This is a genomic window from Streptomyces sp. NPDC005866 (genome assembly GCF_040629895.1).
GTDB lineage: Bacteria > Actinomycetota > Actinomycetes > Streptomycetales > Streptomycetaceae > Streptomyces.
This window is the reverse complement of the sequence record NZ_JBEXWP010000008.1, coordinates 226,869-246,715: the sequence shown is the minus strand read 5'-3', so window position 1 is coordinate 246,715 and position 19,847 is coordinate 226,869. Positions and strand designations below refer to the sequence as shown.

Annotated in this window: 17 protein-coding genes and 2 pseudogenes; 12 read left to right on the top strand and 7 right to left on the bottom strand. The window is 71.2% G+C overall.

The window, feature by feature from the left end; translation table 11 throughout:
* The first annotated feature begins 47 nt into the window (after window positions 1-47).
* Complete coding sequence (locus ABZ396_RS15115) at window positions 48-242, top strand: hypothetical protein (protein ID WP_358923650.1); 195 nt, start codon at window positions 48-50, stop codon at window positions 240-242.
* A 135-nt stretch (window positions 243-377) separates the two neighbouring features.
* On the opposite strand, the pseudogene ABZ396_RS15110 reads toward ABZ396_RS15115, so the two are convergent.
* Window positions 378-869 (bottom strand): annotated as a pseudogene (locus ABZ396_RS15110) (flagellar biosynthesis protein FlgM); the annotation flags it as partial.
* A 311-nt stretch (window positions 870-1,180) separates the two neighbouring features.
* On the opposite strand from ABZ396_RS15110, the gene ABZ396_RS15105 reads away from it, so the two are divergent.
* The 9 genes from ABZ396_RS15105 (at window position 1,181) to ABZ396_RS15065 (ending at window position 10,963) form a co-directional block, all read left to right on the top strand.
* On the top strand, window positions 1,181-2,407 hold the full coding sequence (locus ABZ396_RS15105) for a serine hydrolase domain-containing protein (protein WP_358923652.1): 1,227 nt from the start codon (window positions 1,181-1,183) through the stop codon (window positions 2,405-2,407).
* 178 nt (window positions 2,408-2,585) lie between these two features.
* Window positions 2,586-3,929, top strand: a complete 1,344-nt coding sequence (locus tag ABZ396_RS15100) for a CAP domain-containing protein (protein WP_358923654.1) — start codon at window positions 2,586-2,588, stop codon at window positions 3,927-3,929.
* 56 nt (window positions 3,930-3,985) lie between these two features.
* Complete coding sequence (locus ABZ396_RS15095) at window positions 3,986-4,663, top strand: AIM24 family protein (protein ID WP_358923656.1); 678 nt, start codon at window positions 3,986-3,988, stop codon at window positions 4,661-4,663.
* Between the two features lie 150 nt (window positions 4,664-4,813).
* Window positions 4,814-5,770, top strand: a complete 957-nt coding sequence (locus ABZ396_RS15090; protein ID WP_358923658.1) for a threonine/serine dehydratase — start codon at window positions 4,814-4,816, stop codon at window positions 5,768-5,770.
* A 197-nt stretch (window positions 5,771-5,967) separates the two neighbouring features.
* Window positions 5,968-7,590, top strand: coding sequence for a serine/threonine-protein kinase (locus ABZ396_RS15085; protein WP_358923660.1), 1,623 nt, complete (start codon window positions 5,968-5,970; stop codon window positions 7,588-7,590).
* Between the two features lie 37 nt (window positions 7,591-7,627).
* Window positions 7,628-8,599 (top strand): LLM class F420-dependent oxidoreductase, encoded by a 972-nt coding sequence (locus ABZ396_RS15080; protein ID WP_358923662.1) that lies wholly within the window; start codon window positions 7,628-7,630, stop codon window positions 8,597-8,599.
* Between the two features lie 91 nt (window positions 8,600-8,690).
* Window positions 8,691-9,722 (top strand): hypothetical protein, encoded by a 1,032-nt coding sequence (locus ABZ396_RS15075; protein WP_358923663.1) that lies wholly within the window; start codon window positions 8,691-8,693, stop codon window positions 9,720-9,722.
* A 63-nt stretch (window positions 9,723-9,785) separates the two neighbouring features.
* Window positions 9,786-10,211: an SsgA family sporulation/cell division regulator gene (locus ABZ396_RS15070; protein ID WP_358923665.1), complete on the top strand. Its 426-nt coding sequence runs from the start codon at window positions 9,786-9,788 to the stop codon at window positions 10,209-10,211.
* Between the two features lie 176 nt (window positions 10,212-10,387).
* Window positions 10,388-10,963 carry a DUF2238 domain-containing protein gene (locus ABZ396_RS15065; RefSeq protein ID WP_358923688.1) on the top strand — a complete coding sequence of 192 codons (576 nt, stop codon included), beginning with the start codon at window positions 10,388-10,390 and terminating at the stop codon, window positions 10,961-10,963.
* On the opposite strand, the gene ABZ396_RS15060 is transcribed toward ABZ396_RS15065, so the two are convergent.
* Window positions 10,948-11,433 carry a DUF6328 family protein gene (locus ABZ396_RS15060; protein WP_358923667.1) on the bottom strand — a complete coding sequence of 162 codons (486 nt, stop codon included), beginning with the start codon at window positions 11,431-11,433 and terminating at the stop codon, window positions 10,948-10,950. The genes ABZ396_RS15065 and ABZ396_RS15060 overlap by 16 nt on opposite strands.
* An 84-nt stretch (window positions 11,434-11,517) precedes the next feature.
* Window positions 11,518-12,501: an aldo/keto reductase gene (locus ABZ396_RS15055; protein WP_358923669.1), complete on the bottom strand. Its 984-nt coding sequence runs from the start codon at window positions 12,499-12,501 to the stop codon at window positions 11,518-11,520.
* A 138-nt stretch (window positions 12,502-12,639) separates the two neighbouring features.
* On the opposite strand from ABZ396_RS15055, the gene ABZ396_RS15050 reads away from it, so the two are divergent.
* Window positions 12,640-14,346 (top strand): cholesterol oxidase substrate-binding domain-containing protein, encoded by a 1,707-nt coding sequence (locus tag ABZ396_RS15050; protein ID WP_358923671.1) that lies wholly within the window; start codon window positions 12,640-12,642, stop codon window positions 14,344-14,346.
* Window positions 14,347-14,367: 21 nt separating this feature from the next.
* Here ABZ396_RS15050 and ABZ396_RS15045 read toward each other — a convergent pair whose 3' ends face one another.
* Window positions 14,368-15,255: an SDR family oxidoreductase gene (locus ABZ396_RS15045; protein WP_358923673.1), complete on the bottom strand. Its 888-nt coding sequence runs from the start codon at window positions 15,253-15,255 to the stop codon at window positions 14,368-14,370.
* Between the two features lie 143 nt (window positions 15,256-15,398).
* Between ABZ396_RS15045 and ABZ396_RS15040 the strand changes: the two genes are divergently transcribed.
* Entirely contained in the window at window positions 15,399-16,328 is a 930-nt protein-coding gene (locus ABZ396_RS15040) for a LysR family transcriptional regulator (protein WP_358923675.1), read from the top strand.
* Here ABZ396_RS15040 and ABZ396_RS15035 read toward each other — a convergent pair.
* The 3 genes and pseudogenes from ABZ396_RS15035 to ABZ396_RS15025 all read right to left on the bottom strand — a co-directional run bounded on the left by ABZ396_RS15035 (window position 16,292) and on the right by ABZ396_RS15025 (window position 19,668).
* Complete coding sequence (locus tag ABZ396_RS15035) at window positions 16,292-16,879, bottom strand: TetR family transcriptional regulator (protein WP_358923677.1); 588 nt, start codon at window positions 16,877-16,879, stop codon at window positions 16,292-16,294. The genes ABZ396_RS15040 and ABZ396_RS15035 overlap by 37 nt on opposite strands.
* Window positions 16,876-18,369, bottom strand: a complete 1,494-nt coding sequence (locus ABZ396_RS15030) for an MFS transporter (protein WP_358923679.1) — start codon at window positions 18,367-18,369, stop codon at window positions 16,876-16,878. The genes ABZ396_RS15035 and ABZ396_RS15030 overlap by 4 nt, the downstream gene beginning before the upstream one ends.
* 97 nt (window positions 18,370-18,466) lie before the next feature.
* Window positions 18,467-19,668: pseudogene (locus ABZ396_RS15025) on the bottom strand (FAD-dependent monooxygenase).
* Window positions 19,669-19,847 lie beyond the last annotated feature (179 nt).

The following is a 19,847-nucleotide window of genomic DNA, read 5'->3' as shown; positions in this document are numbered from 1 at the left end:
CTTCAAATGGCGGCTGAGGCGAGGACGTTGACTCGCGTTCCACCGGCGTGATCCGAGTGCCCGGCCCCCTACAGGGCACCCGGATCAGCGGTGTGGCGTGCCCGTCAGCGGCGGGCCTCGCCTACCAGGTGGCGGTCGACGGCCCGGACGGCTCCCGTACGGTCGTCGTCGACGCCCGCACCGGCACGGTGCGCAGCAACACGCCGGACAACGACGAGTTTCTCTCGCCCAAGGTGCTGTAGACCCTCCGCAAGCACAGCGAGACCCTCGACCCGGCCACCGGTACCGGCGCCCACGCCGACGCCTTCGCCGACGCGTCCGGCTCCGCCGCCCGCTACCCGCTACCCGGCGACCGCGCACGGCTCCGCCAAGTCCCTGGCCGAGGCACCGCCGCGGGCGTCCACCACGAGTGCGGCGGTGCCGGCGTCCCCGTCGGCGGCCGAGGCGGCCTTCTGTTCGGCCTGCCGGGCCGTCAGCTTCGCCTCGGTGGTGGCGGGCTCGGCGGTGTGGTCTGCCGCTCGGGTGACGCCGGTGTAAGCCAACCGACGGGAAAGATGGACGACGAGATCACCGCCGAGCACCGGCATGCCCCGGTGAGTGCGGACGAAGCGGACATGGCGCGCTCCCTCGGGGTCGGTCATCACGTCCTGCGCCTGGAGTTCGTCGCCGGCGCCGACACCGGTCGCCGAGGCGTGGGCGTTGGCCGCGGGCCGTGCCGCCGTCACCACCTGCGCGGCCGTCGTGGCGGCGGCCCCGGCCGTCTGCTCCACCCCCGCGGTGGGACCGGCGAAGGCCGTACCGGTCAGGCCCGTGACGGCCGTCGTCACGGCGACGGCGACCGCCACGCTGCGTATGTGCGCGCTACGCACTGATCAGGGTTCCTTACGTTCGAAGACGGCCGGGGTCGTCACCGACCGCCTTGCGGCACCGCGCCGTTGGGCGCCAAGGGACTGGTCGGACCCCGGGCCGCAACCCTTCCGGACGAGTCATGTCCATGTAAAGCACAGTTCGTCGCTTTTCTTGCGTTCCGTGGCAATAATTTGCAAATCCGCGGCGCGTGGTGATCGCAAAGTGACCAACTGTGCGTCGACTGTGGAGATGTGACGGGATGCGAGAGGGTTCCCTGAAGCGAATGTGACCCATCTCGCATCGGGAACAGACAGAGAGGAGCAGGATTCGGATGGTCTCGGCAAAGGTGAGCAGAAGCGCGGTGCTCGGAGCGGTGGCGTTGTCGCTGCTCGCGGTACCGGCCCAGGCGGCGCCCATGAAGGCGGGAGCGGAGCCACCTCCGGCCGCCGCCCTGCCGGCGCCCGACACCGCGGGCATGGCCGCGGTGCTGAGCTCGGTCGTGGCAAAGGGGGCGCCCGGCGCGATGGCCCGGATCGACGACGGCACGAAGGTCTACAAGACGACGCGGGGCGTCGCCGACCGCACCACCAAGCGCGCCATCACCACCAACGACCGCTTCCGCGTCGGCAGTGTCACCAAGACGTTCTCAGCGGTCGTCCTGCTGCAGCTGGTGGACGAGCGCAAGCTCTCCCTGGACACACCGGTCAACCGCTATCTGCCGGGGCTGCTGCCCGACGACCGCATCACCGTGCGGCACGTGCTCAGCCACCGCAGCGGTCTCTATGACTACACCAACGACATGTTCGCCAGCAGCGTGTCGGGCTTCGAGGCGGTACGGAACAAGGTCTTCACCTACCGCCAGCTGTTGAACCTCTCCCTGACGAAGCCGCGCACCAACGCGCCGGGCGCCGCCTACTCGTACTCCAACACCAACTTCGTGGTCGCCGGTCTGCTGATCGAGAAGCTCACCGGGCACAGCGTGAGGACCGAGTTCGAGAACCGCATCTTCAAGCCACTGATGCTGCGCGACACCTTCTATGTGCACCCCGACACGAAGATTCCCGGGCAGCACGCCAACGGCTATCTCACCGCGGACAAGGCGGGCGCCAAGCCGGTCGACGCGACGGACCAGACGGTGTCCTGGGCACAGAGCGCCGGAGCCATCATCTCCACCGCCCACGACCTCGACACCTTCTACTCGGCGGTGGTCCGCGGGAAGCTGACGTCGGCCGCGCGCCTGGCGGAGATGCAGCGCTTCACCCGCGTCAACACCACCACCTCCTACGGCCTGGGGCTGCGCCGCCGCGACCTGTCGTGCGGGATCTCGGTGTACGGCCACACGGGCGCCGTCCAGGGCTACTACACGTACGCCTTCACCACCAAGGACGGCAAGCGCAGCCTGACCGCGCTGGCCAACGCCTCCAACAACTCGGCAGTGCTCAACACGCTTGCGGGCGCGCTCGAGCCGGCGTTCTGCGGCAAGCGCGCGGCGACGCGCAGCGCCGGGGTGCCGCTCGAGCGTGAGGACATCGCACCGGCCGCGCCACGAGAGCAGTAGCCGCAGCGCCTCGCCTCGCCGCTGGACCAGTGGTACCTTTCTCCGCCGCACAAGCAGCAACCGCAGCACTCGCAGCACCTCGCCTCGCCGAGGGAACCTCGCGCCCGGGCCGGTCGTTCTACCGGCAACTCCCCCACCGGGCGCGATGTTCGGCCCCTGACCTCGCAGAGGCGGCGCGATGAGCGAGCTGGTCCCCGGGGGCAACCTGCCCCTTCCGGACGGCGCGCTGACCCTGCGGGTGCCCGGTCCCTTCGACGTCTCCGCGCTGATCACCGACGAGAGCGGCAAGGTCGGCGGCGACACCGACTTCGTCTTCTACAACCAGCCGGACGCACCCGGCGTCCGGCTGCGCGGCGACACGCTGACCGTCGAGCCCGCCCTGCTGCGGACCGGCGCCCGGCGCGTCACCCTCACGGTGACCCCCGCCGAGCCGGGCACCCCGCTCGGCCGGCTGCCCGCCTCCACGCTGCACGTCACCGACCGCCTCGGCCGGACGGTGGCCCGCTTCGCCCCGCCACGCCCGCAGACGGAGACCCTCCTGCTGCTCGCCGAGATGTACCGCCGGGGCACCGGCTGGAAGCTGCGCGCGGTCGGGCAGGGCTACGCGGACGGACTGGCGGGGCTGGCCCGGGACTTCGGGGTCGATGTCGTCGAGGAGCGGCAACCGGCCCCGGGGTCGCGCGCCACGATCCCCGCACAGCGCACGGCGACCGCGCCGCCCCGGCCCTCGGCGGCGGCGCTCCCGGACGCGGACGGCCTGCTTGGCCTGGTCAACTCCGCCCGCGCCCGGGCCGGCCGCCCACCCGTGGCCCCGGACGCCCGGCTGGCCTCCGCCGCCCTCGCCCACGCCACCGCGATGGCCGACGCCGGCCGCCTCGCCACCGAGAGCCACGACGGCATCTCGCTCCACCAGCGGATCAGCCACACCGGATTCGCGTATGTCACGGTCGGCGAGCACCTTGTCTCCGGCCCACGCACCCCGGCCGAGTTCGTCGACTACTGCCTGCGCACCGAGGGCGCCCGGCGCACCCTGCTCGACCCGGCCTTCACCCACGCCGGTCTTGCCCACGTCCCTGGCCCGAGGGACAGCGACACCTACTGGACCGCGCTGTGGGCAAGACCCCTCACCCCGGCCGAACTGACCCGCAGCCGCGCCGAGGTCGTCGACCTCACCAACCGGGAGCGCGCCCGGGCCGGGCTGCGGCCGCTCGCGGTGGATCCGCAGCTGGCCACGGCCGCGCAGGCGTACAGCACGGACATGGCGACCCGCGACTTCTATTCGCACACCTCCCCCGAGGGCACCCAGCCCTGGGACCGGGCCGCCGCCGCGGGTTCCCGGCGGCGCACCATCGGCGAGAACATCGCGTGCGGCCAGCGCTCGGCCGCCGAGGTGGTGGAGGGCTGGATGAACAGCCCCGGCCACCGGGCCAACATCCTCAAACCGGACTTCACCCACATCGGCATCGGCTTCGCGGGCGGCGGCCGGGCGGGCACGTACTGGACCCAGCTGTTCGGTGCCTGAACCGATACGTTCCGTGATCTTGGCGGAACGGGTCCGTCCGGGACACCATGCCCGGCATGAAGGGTGATCTCTTTTCCAGTCAGCACATGGTGGCGCCGGCCGTCGAGCCCGGCATGACGATCGAGAACGCGAAGTGCGTCAGGTACGCCGTGAGCGGCGAGATGTTCGCGCGCCAGGGCGCGATGATCGCGCACCGCGGCAATCTGAGGTTCGAGCGCAAGGGCCAGGGCGTGGGCGGGATGCTCAAACGCGCGGTCACCGGCGAGGGCCTGCCCCTGATGTCCGTGCAGGGCCAGGGCGAGGCCTGGTTCGCGCACGAGGCACAGAACTGTTTCATCGTCGAGGTCGAGCCGGGCGACCAGTTCACGGTCAACGGCCGCAACGTCCTCTGCTTCGACGCCTCGCTGTCGTACGAGATCAAGACCGTGAAGGGGTCCGGCATCGCCGGTGGCGGTCTGTTCAACAGCGTGTTCACCGGACACGGCAGGCTGGGGCTGATCTGCGACGGCAACCCGCTGGTCATCCCGGTCTCGCCGCAGGCGCCGGTGTACGTCGACACGGACGCCGTGGTGGGCTGGACCGCACACCTGCAGACCTCGCTGCACCGCTCGCAGTCCATCGGCTCGATGCTGCGCGGCGGTTCGGGTGAAGCGGTCCAGCTGACGCTCCAGGGCGAGGGATACGTCGTGGTGCGTCCGAGCGAGGTGACCCCGCAGAAGGCACAGCAGCACTGACACCCCGCGCGGTGATCCACACCACGCAGGCAACCCCGGCGGCCGTGCCGCCGTCCTGATGTACGACAGCGAGGCCCTGGCCCCTGTGGCCAGGGCAGAATTCCGGTGCACAGTACACATCACATCGCAGCGCCGAAAGGGTGCACCGCCTTGATCCGCATCTCGGACATCGAAGCCGCCGCACAGCTCATCGCAGGACACGTCGTACGGACCCCCACCGTGCCCAGCCCTGGCCTGTCCGAACTGCTCGGCGCCCCGGTCATCACGAAGCTCGAACTCCTCCAGCGCACCGGCTCGTTCAAGGCGCGTGGCGCCACGGCGAAGCTGCTGTCGCTGAGCGAGGCCGAGCGGGCGGCGGGTGTGGTGACCGTCAGCGGCGGCAATCACGGCATCGCCCTCGCGGTGATGGCGGCGGCCCTCCATGTGAAGGCGACGGTGGTGATGCCCCGTACGGCGCCCGCCCGATCGATCGAGCTGGTCGAGGCGGCCAGGGCCTCGGTGCGGCTGACCGACGGCATGGGAACGGCGTTTGAGCTGGTGACACGGCTGCGGGACGAGGGGCTCACCCTGGTCCACCCGTTCGACGACCCGATCGTGATCGCTGGACAGGGCACAGTGGGCCTGGAGTTGGCCGAGGACGCGGACGACGTCACCGACGTGATCGTCAGTATCGGCGGCGGGGGCCTGATCGCCGGTGTTGCGGCGGCTCTGCGCGCCCGGCGCCCGGGCGTGCGGGTGTGGGGGGTGGAGACGGAGGGTGCGCAGGCCATGTCCGAGGCGCTCAAGGAGGACGGGCCGCTGCCGGTCGCGGTGTCCTCGATCGTGACGACGCTGAGCGCGCCGTCCGTGTCCCGGCTGACGTACGACCATGCGTCGGCGCTGGTGGAGGAGGTTCTGGTGGTGCCGGACCGGGAGGCCGTGCGGGGCAGTCTGGAGTTCGCCGAGTACGCCAAGGTGTGGACAGAGCCGGCCGCCGGATGTCTGCTGCCCGCGGCCCGACAGGTGCTGGAGCGGGTGGACGGGGCGCGGATCGGGCTCGTGGTGTGCGGGGGGAATGTGACACACCGGGAAATCGCCGAGTGGACCGAGCGCTTCGGGCTGGGCTGACCAGCGGACCGCAGCCGGGCTTTTACCGTCGGTTACCGCAGATGGGGCCCGGTCATAGGCCGTTGTCCTCAAGTCCCAGGTGGGTGCGGCCGATTGAATAAAAGGCAAGAACCGTGCCGGAGTTGCAGATTCTTTGAACAAACCGGGGCGTGTCCCGCGTACCACTGCTCAAGACGAGGCAGGGGTTTCAGCGAGGGATGACGATGGTCAAGGCACATGTCTCCGCACAACAGTTGGTCGCCGGAAGGTACCGGCTCCTTGAGGTCGCCGACCGCGAGCCGAACCGCATCAGCTGGTACGCGGTGGACGTGCGGGCCGAGCGACCGCGCCTGGTGACCCAGACCGTGCTCCCCGGCACCTCCACCGAGGACGTCGTACGGAGAACCACCTCCCGCATCCTGCGCGCCTCCGAGGTCATGGGCGCGCTGCGGCCCGGCCGGGTCGCCATGGTGATCGACGCCTTCGAGGAGGCGGGCACGCTGTGGACGGTCACGGAGCTGATCGACGGCACGCCGCTCAGTGAACTCCTCGCCCAGCAGGCCACGTTCGACTTCGTGCGGGCCGCCCGGATCGGCCTGGAGGTGCTCGACGTGCTGGAGGCCGCGCACGGCGAGGGCCATACGCACGGGGAACTCAGCCCAGGTCAGGTCTTCGTCCGTGACAAGGGGCCGGCCGTGGTCACCGGGTTCGGCCTGGCGGGCGCGACCCTGGCCCCCCGGGTCACCGCACCGTCGTACGCCTCGCCGGAGCAGGCCAGGGACGAGCGCATCGGCCCGGCCGCCGACCTGTGGGCCCTCGGCGCGATCCTCTACGCGATGCTCGAGGGCCGGCCGCCGTTCCGCGACCGCGGCCGGGCCGACGCCACCCTGAAGGGCGTGGACCGGCTGCCGCTGCGCACTCCGCTGCGGGCCGGTCCGCTGACCCAGGTCGTACAGGGGCTGCTGCGCAAGGACTCCCGGGAACGCCTGGGCCGGCCGGCGGTCCGTCAGGCACTATCACGTGTCCTGGACGAGGACCCCGACGCGATCGGACACCCCGCCCCCGCAACCCGGCTGCGCGGCGCCTATGTGGCGGCCCGGGCCTCGGGGTGGAGGAGGACCACCATGATCGGGGGGACCGCGCTGGCCGTGGTGACCGTGTCGGTCGCGGTGCTCGCCGCCACCCTGGGGCTGCCGGGCAGCGGCTCCTCGGCCGGCCCGGCGCCGGCCGTCTCCGCGACGGCCGCCGAGCCGGGCAACCGCACGGACGGCAACGCGCCCACGGCCTCCCCCTCCCCTTCCTCCCCTTCCTCCCCTTCCTCGAAGACGTCGCCCACCGAGTGGCCCTCCCCGTCGGCCACGGCCGGCACCCTCCCCGCGGGGTACCACCGCTACACCGCCCCGGAGGGTTTCTCCGTGGCACTCCCGAAGGACTGGAAGCGCATCGACACCTCGCGGGTCGACGACCTCGCCTACCGCGTCACCTTCGGCCCGGGCGGCGACGACCCGCGCACCCTGACCGTCACCCACAGCACCCAGGCGGGCCCGGACCCGGTCGCGGTCTGGCAGGACGACGTGGAGCCGCAGCTGGAGCGGCTTGACGGTTACCGGCAGATCGGCGAGATCAAGGCGACCACCTACCAGGGGCACAAGGCGGCGGACCTGGAGTGGCTGTCGGGCACGGGCGCCGGCCAGGTGCACACCTTCGGCCGCGGCTTCCTGCTCGGAGGCGGCCGCAGCTTCTCGCTGCGCATCACGACACCGCCTGCCACCTGGGACGACGCCACGAACACGCTGGCGCTGAAGACGTTCCTGGCCACGTTCCGAGGGTCGGCGAGCTGAGCAGTTTCCCTCGTACCCACGGGGGGACTCGGAGCGTATGGTGCAAATCGGATACACAATGATGACCGAGCAAGCCGGCCCGCGTGACCTCGTGGACCATTTGGTGCGGGCCGAGGAGGCGGGCTTCGACTTCTCGGTGACCTCGGACCACTACTTCCCGTGGCTGCGCTCGCAGGGTCACTCCCCGTACGCGTGGAGTGTGCTCGGCGCCGCCGCCCAGGCCACCACGCGGATTCCGCTGATGACCTATGTGACCTGCCCGACGTTCCGCTACCATCCCGCGGTCGTGGCCCAGAAGGCGGCGACCATGCAACTGCTGTCCGGGGGCCGCTTCCGGCTCGGCCTCGGCTCGGGAGAGAATCTCAACGAGCACGTGGTGGGCGGCGGTTGGCCCTCGGTGGACGTGCGGCACGAGATGCTCGAGGAGGCGGTGGAGATCATCAGGGCGCTGTTCGCGGGCGGCCATGTCAACCATCGCGGCCCGCACTACGACGTGGAGTCGGCCCGTCTGTGGGACCTGCCGGACGAGCCGCCACCGATCGGCATCGCGGTCTCCGGCGAACAGTCCTGCAAGCTCGCCGGGCACCTCGCCGACCTGGCCATCGCCACCGAGCCCAAGGCTAACCTGCTGGAGGCCTTCGACCGGCACGGTGGGTCGGGCAAGCCCCGGGTCGGCCAGCTGCCGGTGTGCTGGGACCCCGACCGCAACACGGCGGTTAAGCGCGCGCACGCCCAGTTCCGCTGGTTCGGCGGCGGCTGGAAGGTGAACTCCGAGCTGCCGCACCCGGACTCCTTCGAGTCCGCGACCCAGTTCGTCACCCAGGACGACGTGGCCGCCTCCATCCCGTGCGGGGACGACCCGGACGACTTCGTCGAGGCCGTACGACCGTACGCCGAGGCCGGGTTCGGGGAGATCGCCCTGGTGCAGGTCGGCGGCGAGTCACAGCCGGACTTCCTGGAGTGGTCCAGCAAGACACTGCTGCCGGCACTGCGCGACGCGCTCGGCTGATCTTCGACCGCGCGGCAAACCCTGGCCAATGGGTCGATATAGGCTGCCCGTCGGTACGTATGCAGTCCGGCAGCCTTCAGGAGCGTCCTCCGTGACCCTAGCGATCGACTCGTCCGAGACGTCCAGCACGTCCCCGGCTCCCCTGTCCGACCTCGTGGCACGGGACGCCCGGGAGTTCGGCGCCTATGTGCGCACCGGAGGCTGGACGTTCGGGCTGATGGTGGCCCGTAGCGTACGGCCCGGAGGCCAGGGCGCGGACGAGACGCCGAAGGTGTCGGCAAAGGAGTTCGCCGAGCTGGCCGGCTGTTCCGCGGAGCGGGTGATGCGCTACTACAAGGCTTGGGACAGGGCCGCCGACGACGGTCTCGTCCCGCACTTCGAGGCCCTCGCCCCGGGGCAGGAGGCCGAACTCCCGGACTCGGAGGTGTGGCTGAGCTACTACGTCTCCCGCAACAGCGCCACCTCCGAGCGGGGCACCGCCATCACCGAGGCCGCCGAGGCCGAGGGCATCCGGCCCACCAAGGCCCTCGAAGTCGCCGAGAACCCGACCGCGTTGCGGGCCGCGATCCTCGCCGACCCCTCCACCGCCCGCGCGGCCCGCTCGGCACTCCTCGACCGCATCAAGGAGGATCCGGAGCTGCAGACGGTGCTCGCCCGTGACGTGGTCCGCACCGCCGACCTGAAGAAGGCCGTCGCCACCGAGAGCCGCTCGGCCGACCGCATCGGATACGTCCGCCAGATCGCCGACTCCGGCCAGTTCAAGACGCCTGCCGGGCAGACCGTCGAAGCGCCCGTCGAACTGCGCCAGGAGGCCGAGCGCCATCTGTCGCTTCTCGACGAGCTGGACGAGGACGAGGACACCGGCGAGTGGGCGACCGAGGCCTACGACGCCCTGAAGAACCTGGTCGTCGAGACGGTCGAGGCGGACCCGGAACTCCGCGTCCAGGAGAAGCGCACCAAGTTCTACAACAGCCTGCAGAAGGCGACCAAGGCGTTCGAGGAGCTGACCTTCGACGACGCCCAGGACTTCTACGAGGACGACATGGTCCAGCGCCTGGAGGAACTCCAGCAGGCCATCGGCTCGTGCCTGGCCGCCCTGCGCGGCAATTCCTCCCCGGATTGAGCGTTTTTCGTGTGAGGGGGGTACTAGAGGGCACCAAGACGATCGTTCCCGGAGGTCTCTCGCGTGAGCCCCATCGTGCACAGGACCCTGGTGGTACAGCTCCGCGCGGACGGGACGGCCCGCTGCCCGGTCCTAGCCCATCTGTCGTACGACGCCGCAGACCCGTTCGCCGTCACCGCGGTGTTCACCCTGGACGGCCGGGTGCTCGCCAGGTGGCGGCTGGACCGCGAGATGCTGAACGACGGCCTGAGGGAGCCGGTCGGGATCGGGGACGTGCGGCTGCGTCCGGTCCGGCAGGGACGCTGGAGGGAAGTGCGCATGGATTTCCTCGGCGATCCCCTGCCCGGCGGCGGCCGGCATCACGCGGTGGTGTTCGCCTGGGCCCCCGCGCTGGCCTCGTTCCTGAGCGACGCGTACCTGGCCGTGCCGCCCGGGCGGGAAGAGATCCGCGTGGACGACGTCCTGGCGGAGATCCTCGCCACCGGCTGAGTAACCGCGTGGCCGGCTGAGTAGCCGTACTCATGTCCGCGCCCGAGCGCCGCGGCCACGATGGGGCTCCCATGACAAGGAGTCCGCCATGACCGCCGTGCACCCGGCGCCCCGTTCCGCGGCGTGTGCCACGCCGGGTTCCGCCCGTCCTGCTCGCCGGGGCGGTGGTGGCCGGCATGGCCGTGTCGGCGTGGGGCGCCAGGGACCGGACGACCTGGTTCCTGGAGACGGTGTGGGTGCTGGTCGGTCTGCCGCTGGTCGTGCTGACCTGGCGGCGCTTCCCGCTGACGGGGCTGCTGGCCGGGCTCCTCGCGGCGCACGCCCTGGTGCTCGCCGTCGGCGGCCACTACACCTACGCCGAGGTGCCGGTGGGCGACTGGGTGCGCGACACCTTCGGCCTGGACCGCAACCCGTACGACCGCTTCGGCCACCTCATGCAGGGTTTTGTACCGGCGATCCTGGTCCGCGAACTGCTCAGCCGTACCTCACCGTTGCGCGGCAGCCGCTGGCTGGCCCCGCTGACGGTCTGCGCCTGCCTCGCGTTCAGCGCCTTCTTCGAGCTGCTGGAGTGGCTGGCGGCCGAGATCGGCGGGCACGGCGCGGACGCGTTCCTCGCCACCCAGGGCGATGTGTGGGACACCCAGTGGGACATGTGCTGCGCGCTGGTGGGGGCGACGGTGTCGGTGCTGCTGCTCAGCCGCCCGCACGATCGGCAGTTGCGGGCGCTGGAGGCGGCTCAGCGGGTGGTGTGACGGCGCCGGGCCCACAGCGGCAGGGCGTACCAGCACACCAGGTACCAGAGGACGATGACCCCGACCACCCACGTCACATGGCTGCCGCCGGTGGCCACCCGGAGGATCAGCACCAGGGCGGAGGTCATGGTGGCCAGCAGCAGGAACAGGCCGATCTGGGTCAGCCCGGACGCCAGCCGCACCGCCTGCGGCTTCACCTTGCGGCCGGCGACCAGCCGGTGCAGGGACACCGGGCCGATGAGGGCGCCCGTGGCCGAGGCACCCAGGAAGACGGTCACGATGTAGATCGTCTTGTCCACGTCGGGCAGCTCGGCGTACTTCTGCTGGAAGACCACGGTGAGCAGGAAGCCGAAGAGGATCTGCACACCGGTCTGGGCTACGCGCACCTCCTGGATGAGTTCGTTCCACATCCGGTCGGCGCGCTCCTCCTCCGTCTCGTCGCGTCCTCTGCGCGTCTCCTGGTCTGCCATGGACTCCGTGTAACCGTCGCACCCGTTGTTCAAACGGCCCGGGCCGGCAGCGGCATTGTGGTGGCGGTCCCGGCCCGGCGGGTGCTACCAGCGGCTCTCGACCTGGTCCTTGATGCGGCGGTCGTAGAGCTCGCGGATGGCGGTGACCGTCTCCGCGGGCAGTTCCGGGAGCTGGGCGGCGGCCGCGTTGGCGCGGGCCTGCTCGGCGTTGCGTGCGCCCGGGATCACCGTGGTCACACCCGGCTGTTCGATGATCCAGCGCAGGGCGAGCTGAGCCGGGGTGTAACCCTCGGGGACGAGAGCGGCGAACTCGGCGGCGGCCTCGACGCCCGTCGCGTAGTCGACCCCGGAGAAGGTCTCGCCCTGGTCGAAGGCCTCGCCGTGCCGGTTGAAGGTGCGGTGGTCGTCGGCCGCGAAGACGGTGTCCTTGGTGTACTTGCCGGACAGCAGACCGGAGGCGAGCGGCACGCGCGCGATGATGCCGACGCCGGCCTCCCGGGCGGCCGGGAGGACTTCGCGCAGCGGCTTCATGCGGAACGGGTTGAGGATGATCTGCACGCTTGCCACGCCCGGGCGGGCGATCGCGGTGAGCGCCTCCGCGCAGGTCTCGACGCTGACGCCGTAGGCCGCGATGCGCTCTTCCTCGACCAGGGTGTCGAGGGCGTCGAACACCTCGTCGGAGGAGTAGACCGGGGTCGGCGGGCAGTGCAGTTGCACCAGGTCCAGACGGTCCACGCCGAGATTGCGGCGGGATCGGTCGTTCCACGTGCGGAAGTTGTCCAGGACGTAGTTCTCCGGGATCTGGTCGACCCGGCGGCCCATCTTGGTGGCCACCAGCACATGCAGGTCCGGCCTGCCGCGCAGGAAGCCGGCGATGGTCTCCTCGCTGCGCCCGTCGCCGTACACGTCGGCGGTGTCGAAGAAGGTCACCCCCGACTCGGCCGCACCCTCCAGAACGGCCAGGGCCTCCTTGTCGTCCACATCGCCCCAGTCGGCGCCGAGCTGCCAGGTGCCGAGGCCGACGACCGATGCCCGCTGTCCCGACCTGTCGATTACGCGTTCGTCCATGGCGCCAGTCTGTCACCCGCCGCCGACAACGGTGTCAGGGGTCTCTTCGACCTCGCCCACCTGTGAATCCTTCACTCACACGGGTGATTGTGTTCGACATAAATCGGGTGGGCGTCAACCCGGCCCTAGCGTGTCGGCGTGACCGATCGTTCAGCGAACAACTGCCCTGCCCCGCACGGCTGGAGCCGTCGGGGTTTCCTGCGGTCCGCCGCCGCGCTGGCCGCCGTACCGGTCCTGCTGGCGGCGGATCCGGCCGTGGCCGCGGCCGAGCTGCCCGGCTTCCCGGCGGATGTCGCGCTGTACCGCTCGGCGTACCGCAACTGGGTCGGCGAGATCACCGCGGACGGGCTGTGGGCCTGCGCCCCGGCCGACGCGGACGAGGTGCTCACGGTCGTCGACTGGGCCTGGCGCAACGGCTGGCGGGTTCGCGCGCGTGGCTCCTCGCACGGCTGGTCGCCGCTGACCGTCACGGAGGGGACGGCCGCCGGCGACAAGGTGCTGCTCGTCGACACCGGGACGCCCCTCACGGGGCTCTCCCTGGACTCCGGGTCGCAGGTGCGGGCCGGGACCGGCGTCACCCTGGAGGCGCTGCTCACCTTCCTGGAGGGCCACGGTCTCGGGCTCACGGCCACGCCCGCGCCCGGCGATCTGACGCTCGGCGGCGCGCTGGCGATCGACGCGCACGGCACCGCCGTACCGGCCGACGGCGAGGAGCGGCTGCCGGGGCACACCTACGGCTCGCTGAGCAATCTGGTGCTGTCGCTGACGGCGGTGGTGTGGGACGAGGACACGGGGGCGTATGTCCTGCGGACATTCCGGCGCGCCGAGGCGGACTGCGCGGCCCTGCTGACGCATCTGGGCCGCGCGTTCGTGACCGAGGTCGTGCTGCGGGTGGGGGCCGACAGCAACCTGCGGTGCGTGAGCCGGACCGACATCCCGGCCGGCGAACTGTTCGCCGCGCCCGGTTCCGGCGGGCGGACCGTGGACGGTTTCCTGACGCGGTCCGGACGCGTCGAGGCGATCTGGTTCGCGTTCACCGAGCACCCCTGGCTGAAGGAGTGGAGCGTCGCCCCGCGCAAGCCGCTCTCCTCGCGGCATGTCACCTCGCCGTACAACTACCCCTTCTCCGACAACATGCCGACGGTGGTCGCCGACCTCGTGGGGCGGATGGTGTCCGACGCCGCCTGGTATCTGGCGCCGGTGCTGGGCAACGCGCAACTGGACGTGGCGGCAATCGGGTTGGTGGCGACGGCGTCCTCGGACATCTGGGGGGCGTCGAAGAACACGCTGCTGTACATCAGGCCGACCACGCTGCGGATCAACGCCAACGGGTACGCGGTGCTGACCCGGCGGGCCGAAGTGCAGCGCGTGGTGCACGAGTTCACCTCGTTCTACCGGGAACGGCTCACCGCGTACGCCGCGTCGGGGCGGTTCCCCGTCAACGGGTCGGTGGAGATCCGGGTGACCGGGTTGGACGAGCCGGCGGATGCCGAACTCGCCAACGCCCAGGTCCCGTCGCTCTCCGCCCTGCGGCCGAAGAGCGGGGCGGACACGGCTGTGTGGCTGGATGTGCTGACACTGCCAGGGACGCCGTATGCGGAGGCGTTCTTGCGGGAGTTGGAGCGGTTCCTGTTCGAGCGGTACGAGGGGACTCGTGTCGAGTGGTCCAAGGGGTGGGCGTACACCGAGTCCGCCGTGTGGAGCGACGAGGAAGTTCTCGGTACGGCTGTTCCGCGGTCCTTTGACAACGCGGTGTGGGACGCGGCGGTCGGGACGCTCGATCGCCTCGACCCGCACCGTGTTTTCAGCAACGGGTTCTTGGATCGGCTCCTTGTGCGCCGTTGACTTCTAGTGCCGCGGCAGGCACTAGAAGTAGTGGCCCTCTTCCAAGTCCGCGATCAGGCCCGGCTGCTCCGGCTCCCAGCCCAGAAGCTTCCTGGTCCGTTCGCTCGACGTCGCGTTGTCGATGGCCGCCACCGCACCCAGCCAGCCGAAGTGGGCTTCCGCCTCCGCCTGCGGGATGCTCTTCAGGGGGACGTCGAGGCCCTTGCCGATCGCCGCGGCGATGTCCTTGAACGGGACTCCCTGGTCGGCCGCTCCATGCAGGCCCGCACCCGCCGGGGCGGACTCCAGGGCCAGGCGGTACAGGTGGGCCGCGTCCAGGCGGTGGACGGCCGGCCAGCGGTTGGTGCCCTCGCCGACGTACGCGGAGACGCCCGTCCGGCGGGCGATGTCGATCAGTTGCGGCACGAAGCCCTGGTCGCCACGGCCGTGCACCGTGGGGGCCAGCCGGACCACCGAGCTGCGTACGCCACGCTCGGCCAGTGCGAGGGCGGCGAGGTCGCAGGCGCCGCGGGGGATGCCCGGTGCCGGAGTGTCCTCCTCCGTCGCCACCCCGTCGGCAGCGACGAGCATCATGGTTCCCGAGGTGACGACGAAGGGCCGGTCCGAGCCATCCAGGGCGGCGCCGATCGCCTCGATGACGCGCAGGTCGGTCTCCACGGCGCGCGTCATGTCCGGGAAGTCGTCGTGGTTGAAGGCCAGATGCATCACACCGTCGGTCCCGGCCGCAGCGCGTGCGAGGTCCTCGGGGTCGTCGAGGCTGCCGCGGTGCACATCCGCGCCCGCCGCTTTCAGTGCCTCGGCCGACTTGTCCGAACGGGAGAGGGCGATGACCTGGTGCCCGGCGCCGAGAAGTCCGGAGACTGCCGCGGAGCCGATGAAGCCGCTGCCGCCGGTGACGAATACCCGCATGGTTGGGTGCTCCTTGGATGAAAAGGGGTTGTGCCTCCATCGTTCGGCCGGCGGGCGGTGCGCGTCCAAGGCCTGTTTCTCATGGCGCGATGCGTTCTGGGCATCAGGGCAGGTCATCGTGGCTCACGGCTTACCCTGGGGGCATGGCCGACATGGATTCCGCCGCCGATCTCGATCTGCGGGTGGTCCGGTACTTCACCGTGGTCGCCGAGCAGCGGCACTTCGGGCGGGCCGCCGAGGCCCTGCGCATCACCCAGCCGTCGCTGAGCCGGCAGGTCCAGCGCCTGGAGAGGCTGCTGGGGGCGCGGCTCTTCGACCGGACCCCGCAGGGGGCCCGGCTCACCGAGGCCGGCGAGGTGTTCCTGCCGCGCGCCGAGGCGTTGTTGCGGGCCGCCGCCCAGGCCGCTTCCGCCACCCGGGCCGCCGCCGAGCCCAACCGGGTCACCGTCGGGTACATCAACGGAGTCTTCGTCACCCCGGCCGTGCGTGATCTGCGCCGCCGCTTCCCCGACGCTGCGGTGCAGACCCTGCACCTCGACTGGAACGAGTCGCGCGAGGCCCTGCTGACGGGGCAGGTGGACGTGGTGGTGACCCGGTTGCCGCTGCGCACCGACGAGTTGCGGGTGACGGTCCTCTACGACGAGCCGCGTGTCCTGGTCGTGCCGCTGGACCACCGGCTCGCCGGGAAGGAGTCGGTCACGCTCGACGACATCGCCGATGAACCGCTGCCCCGGGGGCGGGATCCGCTCTGGAACGCGTTCTGGCGTGTCGATCCCCGACCGGACGGCAGCCCGGCACCCGGCGGTCCGCTGATCGGCGCGGTGGAGGACAAATTCGAACATGTCGCTGCCGGGCAGGCCGTGGCGATCGTGCCTTGGGTGCCCGGCGTGGCCATCCGCCCCGACCTCACCACCATCCCGCTGCGCGGTGTCGAACCGAGCCATGTGGTGCTCGCGACCCGCGCCGGGGACGACACCCGGCTGCTGGCCGCCTTCCGCAGGTCCGCCGAGGCGCTCCTGACGGCGCCTGAGCCCGGTCAGGGCGTCAACTGGGACTGGACGACGGGACCGTAGCGGTCGGCGATGTCGTCGATCGCGGAGTCGCGCAGCCGTGGGCCGCGGGCGATGCCGTACATCACGCCCAGGCCGATGAGCTGGGCGACGGCGAGTTCGGCGCGCAGGCCGGCGTCGGGACCGGTGAGCCGGGCGGCGACGCGGTCGACCACCTGGGCGCGGAAGTTGGCGCGCAGCACGTCTCCGTGGTCGCCGTGCAGGGGTGCGAAGACGATCCGCAGCAACGGGTCGGCACCCCGGTCGCGCTGCCCCTCCAGGACATGCCGGACCATGTGCCGGCCGAGGTCGTCAAGGGGTGCGTCCAGCAGGGCGGCCGCGTCGGTGTCGAAGGACATCACGCGCGCGAACAGGCCGTCCTTGTTGCCGAAGTACTTGAGGATCAGCGGCGCGCTGACTCCGGCACGTTCGGCGACGTCCTTGAGGGTGATGTCGGCGTGCGCGTGCCGGGCGAGGAGGTGGCGGGCGGCCTTGAGGATGGCGGCCTTGGTGGCCTCCGCGTCCCGGCGGACGGGCGCGGGGCTGGTGCCTGGTCGGGTGCTCACAGCACTCATGCTCCCTCCAGCGCGTCGTCGCGGGCGCTCTGGGTCCGGCTCCGGGCACGCGGGGCGTCGTCCGTGACCTTGTCGCCGGGGATCGACAGGGCCGCCGTGCCGGCCGCGAGCGCGATGACGCCGGCCATCGCGAACGCCAGCAGGTAGCCGTGCAGCGTGGGGACCTGGGCGCCGCCGACAAGGCTGGTGTGATGCGTGAGGACGGCGGCCACGGCGGCACTGGAGGTGGCCTGGCCGATGGTGCGCATGAGGACGTTGACGCCGTTGGCGGAGGCGGTCTGGCTCGCCGGGACGGCCCGCAGGATCAGCGTGGGCAGCGCGGAGTAGGCGAGGGTGGTGCCGGTGGCGACGACGGTGGCGCCCAGGATGATCAGCCAGAGGTCGCGGCTGTCGGCGATGCGCACCAGGTATCCGCAGGCGATGACCGCGGCGCCGAGGGCGAGGGTGATGCGCGGGCCACGGGTGGCCGAGATCCGGGCGGAGAGCGGCGAGAACAGCAGCATGGTCACGCCACCGGGGAGCAGGCAGAGGCCGGTGGCGACGATGGACAGGCCGAGGCCGTATCCGGTGGCCTTCGGCGCCTGCACCAGCTGGGCGGTGACCAGGGAGTTGGCGTAGAAGGCGAACCCGGTGAGCAGGGCGGCGACATGGGAGAGGCCGACCCGGGGCCGGGACACCAGACGCAGATCGACCAGCGGCTGCTCGGTCCGCAGTTGCTGCCACCACCACAGGGCCAGTACGAGGACGGCGGCGGCGAACAGTCCGAGGACGCGCGGGCTGCCCCAGCCCCACTGGCCGCCCTGGGAGACGCCGAGCAGCAGACAGGTCAGCCCGACGGCCAGCCCGAGTGCGCCGAGCACGTCGAACCGGCCGGGTTCGCCCACCGGTGACTCCCGGACCGCCCACCACACGGCCGCCACGCCCAGCGCCCCCAGGAAGCTGGTCAGCCAGAACATGGTGTGCCAGTCGTAGTACTGCACCACCAGGGCGGCCAGCGGCAGGCCCAGTGCGGCGCCGATGCCGACGGTGGAGCTCATCAGCGCCACCGCCGATCCGCGCCGCTCGGGCGGCAGTTCGTCGCGCAGGATGCTGATCGACAGCGGTACGACGGAGGCGGCGGCACCCTGCATGGCGCGGGCGGCGATGAGCACGGTGATGTCGGACGACAGGGCGCACATCACGGAGCCCACGGTCATCAGGGCGAGCGCCCCGGTGAGCACCCGGCGCTTGCCGTACATGTCACCGGCCCGGCCGAGCACCGGGGTGAGGACGGCCCCGGCGAGCAGGGTCGCGGTGACCGTCCAGGAGACGGTGCCGGCCGAGGCGTGGGTGAGCCGGGGCAGGTCCGGCAGCAGGGGGACCACCACCGTCTGCATGACGGCCATCAGGATCCCGCCGAACGCCAGGACCGGGATGGTCAGCCGCTGCCGCAGCCGGGGCGGTGCGGCGGACGAGCCCGAGGGGCCGGCGGTCGGGGCGGGCTGATCCATCGACGCTCCTGCGGACGGCACAGATATGGAGGTGAATGCGAATTCACCCTATCGGGTGAATGACCTTTCACCAACTCATGCCGTCGTCAGGTGACGCTTACGACCGGGAGTGCAGGGCGCGCGCCGCCCGTGGCCCGAGCCACCGCTTGAACTGGCGCAGCACCTCAAGCCGGCCGGCCGCCTTGTCGATGCCGTAGTAGATCTGCGGCGGTACGTACGGCAGCAGGGGCGAGTGGCGCTGGCCGAGCAGGGCGAACATGCGGTGCGGGGGCAGGTCGATGTAGCGGGGCAGGTTCTGGTACCACTGCGCGCTGAGGCGGGCGGTGCTCTGGGCGGAGAGCAGTTCGGCCTTGCGCTGCCGCTCGTAGGCGGCGAGGGCCTGCGGTACGGCGCCGTGCTCGCGCAGGGCGTCGGCCAGGCACATCGCGTCCTCCAGGGCGAGGGTTGTGCCGGCGCCGATGGAGTAGTGGGTGGTGTGGGCGGCGTCGCCGAGCAGGACGAGGTTGCCGTGGTGCCAGGTGCGGTTGGTGAGGGTACGGAAGGTGGGCCAGGCGGCCGCCGAGGAGCCGGCGATCAGCGGATGGCCATCGAGGATGCCGGCGAACAGCTTCTCCAGCAGGGCCAGTTGGTCGGCCTCGTTCAGCGTGTCGAGGCCGAGGCCGGTGAGGGTGTCGGGGGCGCACTCGATGACGCAGGTGCTGTGCCCGGCGTCGTAGGGGTAGCCGTAGCACCAGACCCAGCCGTGCTCGGTCTCGGCGAAGGCGAAGGTGAAGGAGTCGAAGACCTTGGTCGTGCCGAGCCAGACGTAGTGGTTGCGGCCCTCGGTGACCTCGGCGCCGAAGTCGTCGGCGTGCCGGGTGCGCAGGGCGCTGTGGATGCCGTCGGCGGCGACCGCCAGGTCCGCCCCGGGGAGGTTGTCGGGCGTGATCTCGTTCTCGAACGCCAGCCGCACCCCCAGGGACCGGGCGCGTTCGGCGAGAATCTCCAGGAGGCGGTGGCGGCCGATGCCGTGGCCCGCGTCGCCGGGCTGCCGGGTGATCCGGTCGCGGACATGGGCGACGCCCTCGTTCCAGCGCACCGAACTCTCCTCGACGGCGCGTGCCGACTCGGGGTCGTGCGCGTGGAGCCGGTCCATCAGGGCACGCCAGTGGTGACTCCCCAGCCGCAGGTCGAGCCCTCGGGGTTGCGTTCGTGGACGGCGATGCCATGGGCTGGGTTTTGCCGCTTGAGCAGGATCGCCAGATACAGGCCGGCGGGGCCGCCTCCGACGCAGACGACTTTCACACATACCCCCGGCATTCACCGAACGTGGTCAATTGGCACCGCAGGGTAGCAGCGGGCGTAAGGCCTGGCCGGGTCTTCGAATCGCGCCAGATCGACGGAGTGAGCCACGACACCCGGACAGCGGACCAACGCGAAAGATCGGTGGAAACACCGTTGCCCGGGCAAGGAATTCCCCGTTCCGGGACCGGCGGCCC